Here is a 17993-nt window from a genome sequence, read left to right on the forward strand (position 1 = left end):
TGACAAACACATTTGCATGGCGGGATTGCCACAGCGGATTTCGCCAAATGTTCTGGCGTTATTAATTGCGTATAGTACTTTGTAAGGATAGTGCTTTGTAAGGATAGTGCTTTGTAAGGATAGTGCTTTGTTATAACAGGGTGGTTGTCAGGACCACTCATCAAGAGGATGCTCCATGCGCCATTGGAAATACGCTCTACCATTGAGCCTTATGCTGTTGCCGCTGCATGCGAGCGGGTTCAGTTATGAAAGCCCGGCTATATCACCGGAAACCGAAACAGGCTTTGCAGAAAAAACAGGCTGGGAAAATCAGGACTTTGCGGTGGCAGCCGCTAACCCGCTGGCAACCGATGCCGGTTATCAGGTAATTAAAGCCGGAGGAAACGCCATTGACGCAGCGGTGGCCGTGCAGATGGTGCTGACTCTTGTCGAACCCCAGTCCAGTGGTATCGGTGGGGGTGGTTTTTTGATGCATTATGATGGTCAGCATGTGCAGACATTCGACGGTCGTGAAAAGGCACCATCAGACGTTGATGAAAACCTGTTTATAGGTGAAGACGGTGAACCGCTGAGCTTTGCGGATGCGGTTAACAGTGGCCTGTCCGTTGGGGTGCCGGGGCTTGTCAGGATGCTTGAAACTGCACACGCAGAGCATGGCCAACTACCCTGGGAAAGCCTGTTTGCTCCGGCGATCACGCTGGCCGAGGAAGGCTTCACCGTTAGCCAGCGCCTTTATACCAGCCTGGCGGATGATGCCACCCTGCGCGATAACGAACTTGCCAGAGCCTTCTATTATACTGACGCGGGCGATCCTGTCGCGGTGGGTGAAACACTGCGTAATCCGGCGCTGGCTGATATTCTGCGCGAGTTAGCGGGTAACGGCAGTCAGGCGCTTTACACCGGACCGATTGCCGAAGATATTGTCAATCGCGTGGCGGCGCATCCACAGCGCCCGGGCAATATGCGCATGGAAGACCTGGCTAACTACGAGGCTCCAGAGCGGGAAGCGCTGTGTACGCCCTGGCAGCAGTGGGAGGTGTGTGGGTTTCCGCCGCCGTCTTCAGGTCATCTCACCATCATGCAGATACTCGGTATGATGGATCATCAACCCATGGTGGAAGCGCCGCTTGATGACGGGCTGCCATCCAGCCGTTGGCTTCATCAGTTTCTGGAAGCCTCTCGGCTGGCATTCGCTGATCGTGGTCTGTATATCGCTGACCCTGATTTTGTTCAGGCGCCGGGTGGTGACTGGCACACTATGCTTAACAGTGATTATCTGGCAGAGCGGGCCAGCCTGATAGAGGCAGATGCCAGCATGGGGAGCGGCGCTGCTCAGCCGGGTGTACCGGGGAGCATGCAGGTAAGTTTCGCCTCTGCCCCTGCGCAGCCAGAATACGGCACCAGCCATATCAGTATCATTGATCAGGATGGCAACGCGGTGGCCATGACCACTTCGATTGAACAGGCGTTTGGTTCGCGGATTCTGGCGGATGGTGGCACAGGGCTTTCTGGCGGCTATCTGCTGAATAACCAGCTGACCGATTTCTCCTTTGTGCCGGAAGTGGACGGCCAGCCGGTTGCCAACCGGGTTGAGGCGGATAAGAGACCACGTTCCAGCATGAGTCCGACGCTGGTGTTCGACCGTGAGAGTGGTGACTTGCTGGCGAGCCTGGGCTCGCCCGGCGGTGCTGCGATCATTCACTACAACGCCCGGACTCTGGTGGCGCTGCGCGATTGGGGACTTGACGCCCAGGAAGCATTGAATCTGCCTCATGCCGTGACATTGGGGGGTGCGGTCTATCTGGAAGCCGAGGGCTATCCGCAAGAGACCCTGTCGGCTCTGGAAGCGCTTGGCCACGATATCAGTGAGCGGGATCTGACCAGCGGGTTACAGGCGATTATGCGACAGCCGGATGGGAGTCTGTTCGGGGGCGCTGATCCGCGTCGCGAAGGCATTGTAATGGGTGAATAAGCGCTTATTCGCGTAACCAGTTGCGCAGTTTAACCAGCATCAGGCTACCGTCGCTGAGTTCGCGGCGGTCAGTCAGCAATTGGTTAAGCTGCGCCGGGTAGTCGGTAATAATGCCATCTACGCCCATGTCAATAAGCGTCGACATGCGTGCCTGGCTGTTAACCGTCCAGGCATGCACCTCATAGCCGTACGCCCTGGCCAGACGGATCTCATTGCGGGTAATCCGGTTATGGCGCAACCCGAGCGCATCAAATCCGCGACGGTTAAGGGTGCCGGGCATGATCAGCTGGGCCAGCAGAGTGGTGCGCAACTGCGGTGCAGCGGCTGTGATATAGCGCAGCAGTGAAGGAGACATCGCGGCAATGCGCATTTCAGCCAATACATCGGGAAAGCCACAGTCAACATAAGCCTGGATACCATCAGTGGCTTGTGACCAGCAGGTCAGCCGCTGCTGGTTTTCTTCAGCAAGTACCTGCAGGACCCTGTCGGCAAGCTGGCGCTCCTGACCAAACTGCGGTTTGAGCTCGATCATCAGGCTCGCACTGCCTCGCACCATTTCGAGTGTCTCATCAAGACCAGGAATGCGCTCTCCCTGGAAACGCTCATCAAACCAGCGGCCAACGTCAAATTCGCCGAGTTCCGCGCGCGTCAATTCTGTCAGCTTCCGCCTATCCCCCGTCAGCCGCTGCAAGCTGCGGTCATGGTAAAGCACAACTTCCTGGTCAGAAGAGAGCTGCACATCAATTTCTATACTGTTGGCGCCGTCAACCAGGGCCTGACTGACAGCGGAAAGGGTGTTTTCAGGTGCCACCATGGAACTACCACGATGGGCAATGATGTCGACATTGTCGTCCAGCTCAAAACTGGTCAGAATCCACCAGGCCTGTAAAGCGGCAAATACCACCACCCCAAGCTCAACCGCCCAGGCCAAGCGCCCAGGGTGAGAAGCAGGGGGCAGGTCTTCCTGAGGGTCAGGGTGGGCCAGTTGGCCGTAAAGATTGGCGGATAACAAAGCATTGACGGCAATGCCCAGAAAGGTAATTCCCAGAGTCAGCAACACATAGCCGGTCAAGTACGCCAGGGTGGCAGGAATCAGCAAGGCATTATGTTCGGGTAGCCACCAGAGTAGCGGTGTGAACAGGTGATCAAACACCCAGGTGACAAGAACAGGAAGGATAATAATGGCGGCAAGAACGGCCAATACTGCAAAACCGATTGAACGTCGCCAACCATGGGTAAGACGAACGCTTTGCCTGAGTGCCTGCAGCGGGGGCATGCTTTCCAGTGACACCAGAGGCAAGGCCAGCACCCAGCGCAGATAAAGCCAGCTGGCGAGCCATACCCAGATACCCACAACGGGTAAGACCGAGGCAACGAAATACCAAAATACCGGTGGGCGCACCACTTGAAGATAATAGATATCCAGACCCCCCAGCCAGATATCATAAAGCCAGGTTATCGCAAGCATGAAGGGCGCCAGCAGCAGAAGGTGGGCGCCGACCTGAATTGTTGCCAAACCAATCAGCGCCGGTAGACGACGCGTACTCAGCCATAACGCCACCAGGGCAAGCCGATAGTGATTAGCGCGTGGGCGTATGGCGACCTGCAACATGCCGGCCTGCTGCCAGTAAAGCACAATGAAAACGCTTGCCAGTACAGGCAGGGCGACCAGTAAACCGATGGGGCTGAACAGCAGATCAATTAAGGCATTCGTGGTGATTACGCTGTTGTCCAGCTGGGCAAATATCCATTGTAAAACCCAGGCCACGCCAGGCAGGAGCAGTAAGGAAGCCAGTAAGGTAAAAAACAGGTGGAAGGCAATCAGCGGGCGCAAGTGTTCCCGCAGGGTTCTTAGCAATAAACGACCAAGGAGGTTAAGTGGCTGCATGACACCAAGACGGTAGTGTAAAAATTGCCAGCGTGGCATCCATGTTCCGCGCTGGCAAGCAGATCCCGGCTAGCCAGGCAGTTCGAGCTGATGATCAGCCATCAGTATGCCGTTGTTGTCGGCATAGAGCCATTGGCCGGGTGTCATTATGACCCCACCAACGTTGACGCTGATATCGCGTTGTCCTTCACCGCGTTTTTCGCTCTTGCGCGGATGGCTGCCTAGCGCCTGAATACCCAGGTTCAGGCTTGCCAGCACATCCACATCCCTGACGCAGCCATGCATCACGATACCTGCCCAGCCATTGGCAACCGCCTGCTCCGCCAGCATGTCGCCGAGCATGGCACAACGGTATGAGCCGCCGGCATCGACAACCAGTACGGCGCCGTCTCCCGGCTCGGCAACGGCCTGCTTGACCATGGAGTTATCTTCGAAGCACTTGACGGTGCGGATAGGGCCTGCAAAGGCATCAAGGCCACCAAAGTTGGCGAAGATTGGGTCAACAACGGCCACTTCAGGGTAGGCATCGCAGATATCCGGTGTAACAACAGATGAGGGGGACATGGTGAGACTCCTTTTCAGGGATTAGCGACAATGATCAAAAGACAGCGCGCTGGAAGGAATAAAAAACGCCCCGCCTGGAGGTCCAGTGCGAGGCGTTGGGTCATCGACTCAGGTACAGGGCTCTATCCTGAAGACGTGCACCTGCGATGTTGCGAGCATCGGCGATAACGTTGCTGATTGAGCCTTTCTTATAATGCGTGGCTCAAGCTTCCTGCGCAACCGGTATCACGTTCGAGGCAATCTTTTGATATTCCTCGATCTCGTGGAAGTTCATGTAGCGGTAGATTTCGCCGGCCATGGCATCAAACTCGCTCATGTAGCGTTGGTACTCTTCAACCGATGGCAGACGACCCTCCACCGCGGCAACCGCGGCAAGCTCAGCGGACGCCAGGTAGACATTGGCGCCATCGCCAAGACGGTTGGGGAAGTTACGGGTCGAGGTGGAAACGACCGTGCTCTTGGCCGCAACGCGTGCCTGATTGCCCATACATAGTGAACATCCCGGCATTTCCATACGTGCGCCAGCGCGGCCATAGATCCCGTAATAGCCTTCCTCGGTGAGCTGGTGCTGGTCCATCTTGGTCGGCGGTGCCAGCCAAAGGCGTGTCTTCAGGCTGCCGGCAGGCTGCTTTTCAAGCAGTTTGCCTGCCGCACGGAAGTGGCCAATGTTGGTCATGCATGAACCGATGAAGACTTCGTCGATCTGTTCGCCGGTGACATCGGAAAGCAGGCGGGCATCGTCCGGGTCATTTGGCGCGCAGAGAACCGGCTCCTTGATCTCATCAAGATCAATCTCGATCACTTCAGCGTATTCGGCGTCTTGATCGCCACGCATCAGGCTCGGGTTAGCCAGCCATTCCTGCATGCCCTCGATGCGACGGCTGATGGTACGCTCATCGCCATAACCATTGGCCATCATCCACTTGAGCAGGGTGATGTTGGAATTCAGATACTCTGTCACGCTCTCCTCGGACAGGGTAATAGTGCAACCCGCCGCCGAGCGCTCTGCAGAGGCGTCGGAAAGCTCGAACGCCTGCTCAACGGTCAGATCTTCAAGGCCTTCAATTTCCAGTACGCGGCCCGAGAAGGCATTCTTCTTGCCAGACTTCTCTACCGTTAGCAGGCCCTGCTTGATGGCATAGAGCGGAATGGCATGCACGAGGTCACGCAGGGTAACGCCGGGCTGGCGCTTGCCTTTGAAGCGAACCAGAACGGATTCCGGCATGTCCAGTGGCATGACACCGGTAGCAGCCGCAAAGGCTACCAGGCCCGAACCAGCAGGAAAGGAAATGCCCAGCGGGAAACGGGTGTGTGAATCACCACCGGTACCTACGGTATCAGGTAGCAGCATGCGGTTCAGCCAGCTATGAATGATACCGTCACCTGGACGCAGGGAAACGCCGCCACGGTTCATGATGAAATCAGGCAGGGTATGGTGGGTATCAACGTCTACCGGCTTGGGGTAGGCCGCTGTGTGACAGAATGACTGCATGACCAGGTCAGCCTGGAAACCCAGACAGGCCAGATCTTTAAGCTCGTCACGGGTCATCGGGCCAGTAGTGTCCTGTGAGCCGACAGTGGTCATTTTGGGTTCGCAGTACATGCCGGGACGAACGCCCTCCAGACCGCATGCCTTACCCACCATTTTCTGCGCCAGGGTAAACCCTTTGCCAGTATCGGCAGGCTGTTCCGGCAGGCGGAAGACGTCAGACGCTTCCAGACCGAGAGATTCGCGCGCCTTGCCCGTCAGGCCACGACCGATGATCAATGGAATACGACCGCCCGCGCGAACTTCATCAAGAATCAGCTGGGTCTTGAGTTCAAAGGTGGTCAGCACCTCGTCGGTGCCGTGCTTGCAGACCTTGCCTTCATAGGGGTAGACGTCGATCACATCACCCATATTGAGCTTGGAAACATCCATTTCGACCGGAAGGGCGCCGGAATCTTCCATGGTGTTGAAGAAGATGGGGGCAATCTTGCCGCCGAAACAGAAGCCGCCTGCGCGTTTGTTGGGCACATTGGGAATGTCATCACCAAAGAACCACAGCACCGAGTTGGTGGCTGATTTTCGCGAGGAACCCGTGCCCACAACGTCACCCACGTAGGCCACCGGGAAGCCTTTGGCCATGACGTCTTCAATTTGCTGGAGAGGGCCGACCTGACCTTGTTCCTGGGGCTCAATACCGTCACGCTCGTTTTTGAGCATGGCACGGGCGTGCAAGGGTATATCCGGGCGCGACCATGCATCCGGTGCTGGAGAAAGGTCATCGGTATTGGTTTCACCCGGTACCTTGAAGACGGTGAGGGTGATTTTTTCTTCCAGAGCAGGTTTGGACAGGAACCATTCGGCCTCAGCCCAGGACTGAATGACATCCTTGGCGACGGCATTGCCGTTTTTGGCGCGCTCTTCTACATCGTGGAAGGCATCAAACATGAGGAGGGTATGCTTGAGCTGCTCGCCCACTTCTTTTGCCAGCTCTGCGTTATCGAGAAGCTCAACCAACGAAACGATGTTGTAGCCGCCTTGCATGGTGCCGAGCAGCTTGACCGCGTGAATTTTGTCAATCAGGGGAGATGTTGCTTCCCCCTTGGCGATGGCAGTCAGGAAGCCCGCCTTGACGTAAGCGGCTTCATCAACTCCCGGGGGGACGCGATTGGTAATAAGTTCAAGGATGAACTCTTCTTCACCGGCAGGTGGGTTTTTCAACAGTTCAATAAGTGCAGCAACCTGTTCTGCATTCAGCGGCTTGGGTGGGACGCCCTCTGCAGCGCGTTCTTCGACATGTTGGCGGTAAGCTTCAAGCACGTTGGGGCCCTCTCATCTACTTAATGTTAGCTGCCGATCCGGTTATTCAAAGACATGGACCAACTCGACAGCATCACTTATACGCTTGACAAACAGCGTCTGGTTGGATGTGTCATATTCTACTGTAAACTGTCGACAATGTTAAGATGATGCCGTTTAAGCCCTCTAGAACTTTGGCAGTTAGAACTTTGGCAGCTAGTACTTTGGCAGCAGCCTCAAAAAAGCCCGCTTTGGCCTTAGTCAAGGATGTCAGCGAGTGTGATTCCACAGACGGCGCGTTACCATATGGCTTGATAGTATTGCCAGTTATTGAGAGTTCATAGGTAACAGCGAATAATTGTTGTACAATATTTATAAAAGGTTTGAGCACAAACGCTATGTCGAATCCTCCTGCTGCACTCAAGAAAGCGTCCCATCACTTGCAAGCTGATGATCTCCTTCCGGAGAGTCTTCTGGACTTTCTGGGTTGCCCGACACCGCTTGGCTGGCTGGAATGGGCGTACGCCAATCCGGATATCCTGCTGGTTGATCATGCTCAGTGTGAAAAGAAGGCGGCATCGACAGCCATGAGCCTGCTTTATCGTTACGTTGAACAGCCCCTTTTGCTCAGCAAGATGTCGCAACTTGCCCGTGAGGAACTTCTGCACTTTGAACAGGTGGTAACACTGATGCAGCGCCGTGGAGTTGGTTACCGCCACCTGACAGCTTCCCGTTATGCTGATGGACTGCGTCAGCTCATGCGCAGCAGCGATCCGGAGCGCCTGATAGATCTGCTGATAATCGGCGCCTTGATTGAAGCACGTAGCTGTGAGCGTTTTGCGCGTTTGATACCTTATCTCGATGAAGAACTGGCAAAATTTTACCGTACACTGGTAAAGTCGGAAGGCCGTCACTTCGAAGATTATCTTCTGTTGGCGCGCCAGCAGACAGAAGCCCCCATTGACGATCGCATTGCCCTGTTTGTTGCGCGTGAACAGGCGCTTATCACATCGCCTGATACGGCGTTTCGTTTCCACAGCGGTGTTCCAAGCTGAACCGCTGGCTGCCCACCAGGATGTGTACCATGCTCAATGCTCATGAAACTGATCAACTGGTGCTTTTGGGGCATTTCTCGCTAACCCAGGGCGATGATGTCATCACCCATTTCAGTTACGACAAGGTAAAAGCACTACTGGTCTATCTTCTGCTTCATCCTCAACCGATTAACCGAGCTGCGCTGGCAGAACTGTTATGGCCTGATCAAGGCTTGTCTTCAGGGCGCACCAACCTGCGTCATGCCTTGCACTGTCTGCGTCAGTCGCTGGGTGAGAATGCAGATAAGGTGTTGACTGTTTCAAGGCAGACTATTGCCTTTCAATTACCTTCCCATTGGGGAGTTGATCTGCACGAATTGCAGCGCTTGCTGGAAGGGTCGCAGGATCTTGACACCCTGGAAGAAGTGATGAACTGCTATCAGGGTGATCTGGTTGAAGAGCTGCAGCTGTCAAATTGCGGCGAATTTCAACGTTGGTTGGTACAGGTACGAAACGAGTGGCGTCAGCGGGTTATCCGTTTTGCCGAGCAGGTGTTGGAAAGCCCTTCCAGCGTGCCTGATGAACTGCTGGAGGCATTGGTCAGCCGGTTTTCAGGCTATGGGCCTTTTCATGAGCGCCTGGTCAAGCAGTTAGCGGAAAAGGATCAGATGGCTGCCGCACATGAACATTACAACAGCTACTTGCAGCTGCTGGCCTTGTCTGGACAGCAGCCTGAACCCAGCTTTTTACAGCTTGCCAGCTACTGGTCCGATGTTCCTCAGGACCCGCGCAGTCTTTCACCCCAGGGCGCCTACAGCCGCGTGCTTGCTGCTGATAGCAAACCACTCAAGGAAGATGAGATTGAACTGCGTCAGTTGTCTGTAATGGCAATTCGCCTGCGCCTGCAGGGTGACTGGCAGGACAGGGAAGCGACGCGGAGCTGCTTGTCGTTGCAGCTTGAGCTGCTTCGCTGGTTGGAACGTCAATGCCATCATCTGGGCGGTTTCTGGCTGCCTGGCGCAACCGGGGGGCTGGGGCTTGCCTGTTTCGGCACCCACGGCCCGGCACATCAGTTGGCTGAACTTGTTGCCCTCTATGAGCATTGCCGGCAGGCACTGCCGCTGGAATGTCAGCGGCACTGGTGTGGGCAGGGAGATCCCCCTTGCTTTGAACTGGCCGCCGGCCTGCACAGTGGGCGTGTGGTTTACTTGCCAGAACGTCAGCTGGCGGATCCGTTAGGGCAGGTCACCCAGACGTCGCTTGAATTGATGAGTGCATCGGAAGGCAGTGAATTGGTGATCTCCCAGGAAGCCAGTCAACATATGCCGCCAGCGTTGGATCTGCAGCCTCGTCTGGTATCGCGCCTTGTGGCAAGTGACGGTCGCGTACGGCTTCGTGCCCTGGTGCTAGGACGCAATGAAGGTGGCAGGGACGCCATGCCGCCAAGCCTGGTGGGGCGTGAAACATCGCTCAAAACCTTGCGGGATGCGTTGGCAAGGGCAGGCATCGGCCTGCGCCAGAGTGTGCTGGTACGTGGTCCGTCAGGCATGGGCAAGTCAGCCCTGATGGTTGGTTTTCGCCAGCTAGAACTCAGCCGTGATGCGGCAATTTGCTGGCAACCCACCACGCGACTATCGGTACTGGAACCCTACGGCGTGGCACGTCATCTGGTCGCCTGGTATCTGGAGTCATCCCCGGATATGGAGGCCCTGGCACAGTTACAGGCGCGTCTGGGCATGAAGGCCCTGACCGATAGCCAGCAAACGTTACTTGAAGAAGCCTTGGGTGTTCGCGATGTCCAGGAAGTTTCGCAGTTGATCCACAATGGCGAAGCACTTGAGCTGGTCGTCAACCTGCTGCATGCCGTTATTGAGTATCAGGCCGCTGAACGCACCCTGATAGTGATGCTGGATGATCTGCAATGGCTGGATGAACCGTCGTTCAAAGTGCTTTCCGGCCTGCAAGCGCGTTTGCCGATCAATACAGCGTTCATGCTGGTTGCCAGCCATCATGGTCGAGAAACCCTGCCTGTCAAACTCCATTGGGATCAACAGATTACGCTCGGCCGGCTGGATCAGCAGCAGTCCTCGCGCTTGCTCTCACAGCTCTCACGGCGGTATCGCATCCACCTGAGCCCGCGCTTGCGTGCCCAGATCCTTGAACGGTGCGACGGTGTGCCTTTATATATGCAGGAAATCTGTAGACGACTGGATATGGATCGTCGTGAAGGGCGCTCGGTGCAATTTGATGATTTGCCAAAGGGCCTGCTGGGTCTACTGGCCAGTCGGATTGATCAACTGGAGCAGGATCGCCATGTCGCCCACATTGCGGCGGTGCTGGGTAAGCGTTTCCGGCTGGATTTCCTGGCTGAATGCTGTGAGCTTGATCAGGCCGACTTGCAGCTGGCACTGTCGCACATGCGTCAACTGGAAATTATCGAGCCGGTGGAACATGAGGGCCAGGAATATGAATACCAGTTCAGTCACCAGCTACTTCAGGAGGCGGCCTACCTTTCCTGCCCACGGGATGTGCGTGTCAAACTACACCAGCACGTAGTAAGCCTGATTGAAGAACGCTTCCCTATGTGGATAAGCCGTCACCCCGGCGATTTTGCCACGCATCTTCGGCGTAGCGGTCATTACGCCAGAGGGGCACGTTACTTTGAGCTGGCGGCTCGTGAGGCGCTCAAGGTCAGTGCTAACCGAACGGCGTTGCGCATGGCCGATTTCGGCTTGGCTAGCCTGCGTCATGTCAATCATCAGGCTGAGCGCGAAATAAGCCTGCTGACGGTAAGAGGACAGGCTGCCTTTGCGCTGGAAGGGCATGGTTCACCGACTGCGCATGAAAGCTTTCTTCGGGCTCGTGAACTGTTAATAAGTGAAGAAGGCGAGGCGTCTGATGAGCCTGAAGATCTTGAACAGATTTTTCTGGTGAAATGGGGTCTCTGGGTGGGGCGCAGTCAGCGCTACGCTCATGCTGATGCGTTTGCACTGGCTTCAACACTGGCCGACCTGGCCGCCAGGTTAGACGACCCCCGCTATCAACGTCTGGCGGACTATGCCCGTGCCCACTGTGAATATTGGGCGGGTAAGATTCAACAGGCCTACGATCACCTGGATGAAATTGACCCACTAAATTCTCCAATGATGATAGAGTGGCTGCCGTTCTCTGACCATCCGCAGGTGACAGCAGCCTGTTTTCAGGGGTGGGCGCTATGTCTACGCGGTGATTATCAGCGCGCAGAGCGACAAGTGTCGGCTGCCATTCGTCTGGCTGAGCAGATTGGTCACCCCGGAACACTGGCCATGGCTCTGTTGTTCGCGGCTGCCCTGTATCGTCAATTGGGGCACGTACATCTGGCGGCGCGCCATGCGGAACGTGCTGAGGCCATGACGGGGACGCCGGATCTACAGCTGTGGCAAATCTCTGCGCAAGGTGTGCTCGGTTGGCAGCAGGCACTGTCAGGCGACACGGAAGGTGTCCTCAGGCTGCGGGATAGTCTTGACCAGATGACTGAACTCAACGGTCGTGACCATTACCAGCGTCCTGTATTATGGTATTCAGATGCATGTATTGCGGTGGGTGAGTTGGCGGCCGCTGAAGACTATCTTGATCAGTGTCTGGTGATTGCGCGTGAACGCAACACCCTGTTTTTGCCTGAATTAGCGGTTCAGCTTGCACGGGTACGCGACATGATGGGGTATTCCCGGAATGACGTCCGGCAGTTGCTGGAGCTGGCGATAGAGCAGGCGCAGGAGCATGGTAACCGGCATCAGGAATTGGCCGCCTGGGCACTATGGTTAACGCGCATTGAACCAGGGGACACAGCAGCAAGGGAAGCGTTTCGTTGCCTGCTGGCAGCAGTGAACCATACGGATGCACCGGTGTTGGTGCGCTGGGTCAGTCTGCTGGATCATCGGATGGCGCCGGAAAGCCTGGAAGGTTGAAAGTGAGCGACGTCATTACCTCTGCAAGGTACTGAGTGTCTGGCCCTCCAGCCACGCCAGGTTTTCCAGTGCCTGTTGGCGGTTGGTGCCACACAAAGTTCGCTCAAACGTAAACTGATAACAAACTTCCGGTCTCCGGCTGTCGCCAAACAGCCGACACAGGTTATCCTGGTCAAGTTGCTCACAGCGGACGCCCGCGGGCTTACCCTGCGGCATCCCGGGTATCGGGCTGCTGATGGATGGCGCAATGCAACAAGCACCGCAGCCGGGGCGGCAGTTGTCATTATCCTCGCCACAGAGAGCGTGGGTATCCTTCACATCCGTTTGGTCAGTCATAATAAGCGTGGCGGTTCGGGCGTTGGTTTTATCAGCGCCAGCCTTACTGAGATCTTTGCTACCAGGATTCGCTTCAAGCGGTAATATCATGGGTTCCAGTCGCCGATCAGGTCACTATTAACGTTGAGTTTTAAGAAGTGAGTTTTGTTGATGAATGCTCCGGAATTGCTGTCTCCAGCAGGTACTTTCAAGAACATGCGTTACGCCTTTGCCTATGGTGCTGATGCGGTTTACGCGGGGCAGCCACGTTACTCCTTGAGAGTGCGCAATAATGATTTCAAGATTGATAACCTGCATAAGGGCATTGCCTATGCCCATGAGCGCGGTAGACAGTTTTATGTAGCGTCCAATATAGCGCCCCATAACAGCAAGCTGAAAACCTATTTGCGGGACATGCAGCCGGTGATAGAAGCGGGCCCGGATGCGTTGATCATGTCAGACCCGGGTTTGATCATGATGATTCGTGAGCAATGGCCTGAACAGGTCATTCATCTATCGGTACAGTCTAACGTGGTTAACTGGGCGGCGGCCAGGTTCTGGCAGCAACAGGGCATCAGCCGCATTATACTGTCACGTGAGTTGTCATTGGCCGAAATCGGCGAGATCCGCGCTGAATGTCCTGACCTGGAAATTGAAACGTTCGTGCACGGTGCCCTGTGCATAGCCTATTCAGGGCGTTGTCTCCTGTCAGGGTATTTTAATCATCGTGATCCCAATCAGGGTACCTGTACCAACGCCTGCCGTTGGAAATATAACACGGTGGCAGCGGCTCAGGATGACACTGGCGATCTGGTGCCGGCCAATTCTGCGCGCGCCCATTCGGCGGGGGTGTGGTCGCCCGAGGATAACGCTCTTATTGCGGCCGCCAGTGGCAGTGCTGATTCCACGGCGACGTCAGGCGGCGTTGAGGGACAGGACGAGCTTTCGGCGCTGATTGAAGATCGTACTCGTCCTGGGGAATTGATGCCGATATTTGAAGATGAACATGGCACCTATATCATGAATTCCAAGGATCTACGTGCAGTGCAGCATGTGCCTGAGCTGGCGCGCATGGGAGTGGCATCATTAAAGATTGAAGGCCGTACCAAGTCACACTATTACGTGGCACGAACGGCACAGGTCTACCGGCGCGCCATTGACGATGCGGTGGCCGGTCGTCCTTTTGATATGCGTTTGATGGATGAACTGGATAATCTGGCCAATCGCGGCTATACCGAAGGTTTTTATCGCCGCCACGTGCATGATGAATATCAGAATTACCAGCAGGGTCACTCAATCGGTGTGCACCAGCAGTTTGTAGGCGAAGTAACGGCATATTACCCCGAGCGGGGCGTGGTTGAGATTGAGGTCAAGAACCGTTTCGAGATCGGTGACGGAATGGAATTAATGCTACCAGGTGGCAACCGACGCTTCACACTTGAACATATTGAAAACAGACGCGGCGCATCTGTTGACGCGGCACCCGGGTCAGGCCATGTGGTTCGTATTCCGATCCCCGGCGATGCCATTGCGCCAGAACGTATTGAGTTTGCCTTGCTGATGAGGGATCTACCCGGGCAGTGAACCGAAATGTAACGCTCATTCTTCTCCTTTGATCAACACGGACACTTTCCATGGCTACTATCCGACATAGCGAAATCATAGCCGCTCCTCCTGAAAAGGTCTTCAGCGTGTTGTGCCAGGTAGAAGATTTCGCTGATTATTCTGATCTTATCAAGCGCATTGAACCCTTGGGCGGTGAGCGTTACCGTTGGCATGTCAGGGCTTTGAAAATGGACTGGACGTTTGATGTTGAAGTGACTGAATCCCGCGCGCCGGAAGTATTGGCCTGGGAATCGGTGGATGGGGTCAAAAATTATGGACGCTATCATTTACGTGCTGTACCACAAGGGACTGAAGTGTCGCTGACCCTGACCTATGAAATCCGCAACCGCTTGATGGAAAGAGCGGTCAACAAAGCGGCGACGCCTCTCGTGAATAAGGTAAGTCGCCAGATACTCGACCGGGTTGAAGCCAAGTTGAATGAGTAAACGTATTCGGCTGCCCTACCTCTGGTGGCTTTTTATTGCTGGGGGCGTTTTATTAGCTTACGCGTGGTTATGGTACTCGCCTGATCTGATAGCGTTCAAGGACTGGGCCATGCAGATGTCCCATCATCCTGTGGTAATCATAGCGGTGATCGTCATCATGGCAGTCACTCTGTCTATTGGTTTGCCAGGCAGCATTGGTGTCTGGATGATTGCTCCCTTTTACGCACCAGCGGTTGCTACCCTTCTTTTGACGGTAGGGAGTGTCGCAGGGGCTTATGGCGCCTACCGATTATCTGCCAGCATTGGCGAGCGATGGAAACCCGGGCCACTCACATTGAAAGTCATGGGTACGTTTGAAAAGCGCGGTGATCTGATGACCCAGTGTGCTTTACGCTTACTGCCCGGTTTTCCTCATTCTGTTATTAACTTTGCTGCCGGGCTGAGCCGGTTGCCCATAAAAACCTATCTGATAGCCGCTACCCTGGGGCTATCAGCCAAATGGTTGGTATATAGCAGCGCCATTTACGGAGCGCTTGAAGCCATTGAAGAAGAAAATCCACTACAGTTAGACGTCATCATGCCGCTGATCATTCTGGCTGTCTTGTTATTAATGGGCGCCTGGTTTCGGCGCCGCTACGACACAACAAGAAAGTGTTGATGCTGTCAGTATACGTTGCCACTGACATTTGATTGATCAGCTTTTTTTGTGCATTGAAGCATCAAGATGATCAACAACTTCCGCCCAGTCGGCATCCTCGTCGACGGCTTCACGAAGAAATTCTGCCTGTCCTTCGTTCCAGCAAGGCGCATCAGCAAGTGGCATTTCATCAGCCAGGGGAGAGTGACGTTCGATAAAGCGTTCGATTGACGCAGCATCGTTAGCCAGACCGAGTTGTTCAAACAGTTCACTGAAATGATGCACTGGTTTTTCCATGGCGGCTCTCCAAATCTGTTGGCAGGTTGTGTTGTCAAAGGTCAATATTCGCCCGTTGCTTTGTTAATCTATCCGTTTGCAGGGACAGCAATCAAGGCTTTTTAATCGCATAGCATCACAGGTCGCGCTGCAGCGCGGTTAGCAATGCAACGTCAACAGCCCCTAGCGTTCGCCAACCAGAGAGGTCACAAAAAGGGTTCGGCGCTGCTCGTTGGAAATGGGTTGCCCCAAGAGGTGAACCAGTTTGGTATACGCCGCCTCTGATGTCATATCAGCGCCAGACAGTACGCCCGCTTCAAATACGCCGTGACCAGCGGCATAGGCGCCAAGATGAATACTACCTGCTGGGCACTGGCTGGTAGCTGCCAATAATTTCCCTTGTCCACTGGCGCTGGCCAGTACCTCCAGTATGGCGGGGTTTTCCCCCAGGTTGCCGGATCCCCAAAGCTGTAATAGTGCACCTTTTACACGGGCATCGCCCAACCAGCTTTCAAGTTGCCAGGCTGCCATGCCGGGCCAGCAGGTAATGCGGACAACGTCTCCATTGGCCAGTGGGGCGTAATCAGGCAATTCAAAGCGGGGTGCGCCTTGTTGTTGATAGGCTAGCCCACGCGTTGTGTAATAAACAAAGTCATCGCCTACCCGTGAGCCGAGAAGCGGATAGTTGGGCGTGATAAACGCATCATCGGCTTCTGTGTGTCGTTTGGTACTGCGCACACCGCGTAGCAAGCGGCCAGCAAAGAAGATGGCGACTTCCTGCAGATCTGCCTGGAGCGCGAAGCGTAAAGACCCAACGATATTTCCCTGTCCGTCGCTGTTGGCAACGTCCAGGGGTTGCATGGCGCCTGTCAGAATAACCGGTCGATCCAGCCCTTGCAGTTGATAGGCAAGACTTGAAGCCGTCCAGCTCAGGGTGTCCGTGCCATGCAGAACGACAAAACCTGCATAGCGGTTGAGATTGTTATGAATATCGGCTGCAAGCTGTTGCCAATTCATTGGCGTGGCGGCACTTGAATCAATCGGCGTGGAGTAGCTGAGCACATCATACGCCGGCAATTGCTGGCGTTCCTTGATGGGTAATGTAGCAAGCGCCTTTTCAACTTTTTCATCGATGCCACCACTTCTGGCCAGGCCCGTGGATGAGGCTTGCATACCGATGGTTCCACCCGTATAGATGATCAGCACCCGTTCCAGATCGGGAGCGTTGGCAGTCAGTGAAAGCGTACTCATGGTGTCACTCCAGTGCTGTTCGCAAGGCAAGGATAATTCAGAGGGCTGCTCTGTAACCAGGAGGCTTCAGTAACGATGAACCACTAATTGCCCGCCGTCATCACTCAGGCGCCGGTTGCGCCCGGCAAACAGGGCAAAGCAGGAGCACAGGGCGATCACCGCTATCAGAAACCAGCCGATAAAGGTCGTACTGGCACCTGATTGTAACTGCCAGCCAACGATAAAAGGTCCCAGGGATGCCAGGGTGTAGCCACCCCCTTGCACTAGACCGGATAGCTGCCCCGCCAGGCGCGAGTTGGCGGTTCTCAAGACCAGCAGGCTCAGGGCAAGGCTGAAACTGCCACCCTGTCCAATGCCGAGAAGTGCTGCGCCTGGCCATTTCCAGTTGAGCGGGCCAATCAACAGGATCCACAACCCGCTAGCGGTGACCACCTGGACAATGATCAGGGCAGGTCGTTGATCACGTCCGAGTCGAGCTAACCAAGGCGCTGAAAGCGCAGCAAAGAGCTGGCACATGATCGAAATCGCCATTGTCCATCCGGCCGCTGCTTCACTATAGCCACGATCGACAAGCAGGGAAGGAAGCCAGCCAAACACCACATAGGCCATTGATGATTGCAATCCCATGAACAGCATGATCTGCCAGGTAAGCCCCTTATTGAGCATTTTCGACAAACCGCTGGCGTGAAGTGGTGTGACGTCAGTGGTCTTTGGATGGGGAAAGGCAAAATGCCAGATAAGGAGGGCGAAAACAGCCAGCAGCGACCAGCTCATCAAGCTGGCTTGCCAGCTGCCTAGCCAGGTGGTCAAGGGGACGCTCAAGCCAGCGCCAATGGCACCCCCCATGCACAACGCCATCGTATACAGGCCGGTGACCAGGTCAGCGCTGCCAGGTAATTCGCGTTTGACCAGGGCGGGCAGCAAGGTGCCGCCAAGGCCAATTGCTGATCCTGCCATTGCCGATCCTATAAACAGCGCCCCGCCAAAGGGCAGGCCCCGCCAGATGAGCCCAATAGTGAGAACGAGCAGCGCAATACTCAAGGCACGTTCGCTGCCCACTGCCCTGGCAAGCAAGGGTGCCAAGGGAGCTGACAGCCCGAGAAACAGCACGGGGAGCGTTGTGAGTAAACCAGCAGCCGTCGGCGAAAGTCCCGCCGTCTCCTGTAACCGGGTTAATAATGGCGCTACCGATGAGAGTGCCGGGCGTAGATTAAGTCCCACGACAACCATCAGAATGAGAAAAATAACGGGGTGCCTTTGCGTCATTGATAGG

At 55.3% G+C, this 17993-nt stretch carries 13 protein-coding genes; 6 read left to right on the top strand and 7 right to left on the bottom strand.

Features of this window, described 5'->3' with window-relative positions; translation table 11 throughout:
• Positions 1 to 175 precede the first annotated feature (175 nt).
• Positions 176 to 1972, top strand: coding sequence for a gamma-glutamyltransferase (gene ggt / locus LL947_RS05975; protein WP_499834229.1), 1797 nt, complete (start codon positions 176 to 178; stop codon positions 1970 to 1972).
• A gap of 4 nt (positions 1973 to 1976) precedes the next feature.
• On the opposite strand, the gene LL947_RS05980 is transcribed toward ggt, so the two are convergent.
• From LL947_RS05980 to acnB, 3 genes are all read right to left on the bottom strand, one after another.
• Positions 1977 to 3899, bottom strand: coding sequence for a glycerophosphodiester phosphodiesterase family protein (locus tag LL947_RS05980; RefSeq protein WP_499834230.1), 1923 nt, complete (start codon positions 3897 to 3899; stop codon positions 1977 to 1979).
• 30 nt (positions 3900 to 3929) lie between these two features.
• Positions 3930 to 4424 carry a ribonuclease E activity regulator RraA gene (gene rraA, locus LL947_RS05985; protein WP_404417405.1) on the bottom strand — a complete coding sequence of 165 codons (495 nt, stop codon included), beginning with the start codon at positions 4422 to 4424 and terminating at the stop codon, positions 3930 to 3932.
• Between the two features lie 202 nt (positions 4425 to 4626).
• Positions 4627 to 7230: a bifunctional aconitate hydratase 2/2-methylisocitrate dehydratase gene (acnB, locus tag LL947_RS05990; RefSeq protein WP_290823150.1), complete on the bottom strand. Its 2604-nt coding sequence runs from the start codon at positions 7228 to 7230 to the stop codon at positions 4627 to 4629.
• A gap of 377 nt (positions 7231 to 7607) precedes the next feature.
• Here acnB and LL947_RS05995 point away from each other — a divergent pair, with 377 nt between their 5' ends.
• The gene (locus LL947_RS05995) at positions 7608 to 8264 is read left to right on the top strand and encodes a MiaE family protein (protein WP_290823149.1); all 657 of its coding nucleotides are present in this window, start codon (positions 7608 to 7610) and stop codon (positions 8262 to 8264) included.
• Between the two features lie 29 nt (positions 8265 to 8293).
• Entirely contained in the window at positions 8294 to 12190 is a 3897-nt protein-coding gene (locus tag LL947_RS06000; protein WP_404417412.1) for an ATP-binding protein, read from the top strand.
• Between the two features lie 15 nt (positions 12191 to 12205).
• Here LL947_RS06000 and LL947_RS06005 read toward each other — a convergent pair whose 3' ends face one another.
• On the bottom strand, positions 12206 to 12526 hold the full coding sequence (locus LL947_RS06005) for a YkgJ family cysteine cluster protein (protein WP_499834381.1): 321 nt from the start codon (positions 12524 to 12526) through the stop codon (positions 12206 to 12208).
• Between the two features lie 150 nt (positions 12527 to 12676).
• Between LL947_RS06005 and trhP the strand changes: the two genes are divergently transcribed.
• From trhP to LL947_RS06020, 3 genes are read left to right on the top strand one after another with little or no spacing between them, the layout of a single operon-like run.
• On the top strand, positions 12677 to 14089 hold the full coding sequence (gene trhP / locus LL947_RS06010) for a prephenate-dependent tRNA uridine(34) hydroxylase TrhP (protein ID WP_499834231.1): 1413 nt from the start codon (positions 12677 to 12679) through the stop codon (positions 14087 to 14089).
• A gap of 50 nt (positions 14090 to 14139) precedes the next feature.
• Positions 14140 to 14556, top strand: coding sequence for an SRPBCC family protein (locus LL947_RS06015; protein WP_499834232.1), 417 nt, complete (start codon positions 14140 to 14142; stop codon positions 14554 to 14556).
• Positions 14549 to 15214 carry a TVP38/TMEM64 family protein gene (locus tag LL947_RS06020; RefSeq protein WP_290823145.1) on the top strand — a complete coding sequence of 222 codons (666 nt, stop codon included), beginning with the start codon at positions 14549 to 14551 and terminating at the stop codon, positions 15212 to 15214. Before LL947_RS06015 ends, LL947_RS06020 begins: the two co-directional genes overlap by 8 nt.
• A 36-nt stretch (positions 15215 to 15250) precedes the next feature.
• Here the strand turns inward: LL947_RS06020 and LL947_RS06025 are convergent, their stop codons facing one another.
• The 3 genes from LL947_RS06025 to LL947_RS06035 form a co-directional block, all read right to left on the bottom strand.
• The gene (locus tag LL947_RS06025; RefSeq protein WP_290823144.1) at positions 15251 to 15490 is read right to left on the bottom strand and encodes a DUF2789 domain-containing protein; all 240 of its coding nucleotides are present in this window, start codon (positions 15488 to 15490) and stop codon (positions 15251 to 15253) included.
• 162 nt (positions 15491 to 15652) lie between these two features.
• Positions 15653 to 16720, bottom strand: a complete 1068-nt coding sequence (locus LL947_RS06030) for an asparaginase (RefSeq protein WP_499834233.1) — start codon at positions 16718 to 16720, stop codon at positions 15653 to 15655.
• A 66-nt stretch (positions 16721 to 16786) separates the two neighbouring features.
• Positions 16787 to 17986 (bottom strand): MFS transporter, encoded by a 1200-nt coding sequence (locus LL947_RS06035; RefSeq protein ID WP_499834234.1) that lies wholly within the window; start codon positions 17984 to 17986, stop codon positions 16787 to 16789.
• Between the last annotated feature and the right edge of the window lie 7 nt (positions 17987 to 17993).

Origin of the sequence: Halomonas sp. BLK-85 (assembly GCF_044792155.1) — a bacterium.
GTDB lineage: Bacteria > Pseudomonadota > Gammaproteobacteria > Pseudomonadales > Halomonadaceae > Vreelandella.

Coding starts and splice junctions, on each gene's coding strand:
- ggt (WP_499834229.1), top strand. CDS start 176: ATGCGCCATTGGAAATACGCTCTACCATTGAGCCTTATGCTGTTGCCG.
- LL947_RS05980 (WP_499834230.1), bottom strand. CDS start 3,899: ATGCCACGCTGGCAATTTTTACACTACCGTCTTGGTGTCATGCAGCCA.
- rraA (WP_404417405.1), bottom strand. CDS start 4,424: ATGTCCCCCTCATCTGTTGTTACACCGGATATCTGCGATGCCTACCCT.
- LL947_RS05995 (WP_290823149.1), top strand. CDS start 7,608: ATGTCGAATCCTCCTGCTGCACTCAAGAAAGCGTCCCATCACTTGCAA.
- LL947_RS06000 (WP_404417412.1), top strand. CDS start 8,294: ATGCTCAATGCTCATGAAACTGATCAACTGGTGCTTTTGGGGCATTTC.
- LL947_RS06005 (WP_499834381.1), bottom strand. CDS start 12,526: ATGACTGACCAAACGGATGTGAAGGATACCCACGCTCTCTGTGGCGAG.
- trhP (WP_499834231.1), top strand. CDS start 12,677: ATGAATGCTCCGGAATTGCTGTCTCCAGCAGGTACTTTCAAGAACATG.
- LL947_RS06015 (WP_499834232.1), top strand. CDS start 14,140: ATGGCTACTATCCGACATAGCGAAATCATAGCCGCTCCTCCTGAAAAG.
- LL947_RS06020 (WP_290823145.1), top strand. CDS start 14,549: ATGAGTAAACGTATTCGGCTGCCCTACCTCTGGTGGCTTTTTATTGCT.
- LL947_RS06025 (WP_290823144.1), bottom strand. CDS start 15,490: ATGGAAAAACCAGTGCATCATTTCAGTGAACTGTTTGAACAACTCGGT.
- LL947_RS06030 (WP_499834233.1), bottom strand. CDS start 16,720: ATGAGTACGCTTTCACTGACTGCCAACGCTCCCGATCTGGAACGGGTG.
- LL947_RS06035 (WP_499834234.1), bottom strand. CDS start 17,986: ATGACGCAAAGGCACCCCGTTATTTTTCTCATTCTGATGGTTGTCGTG.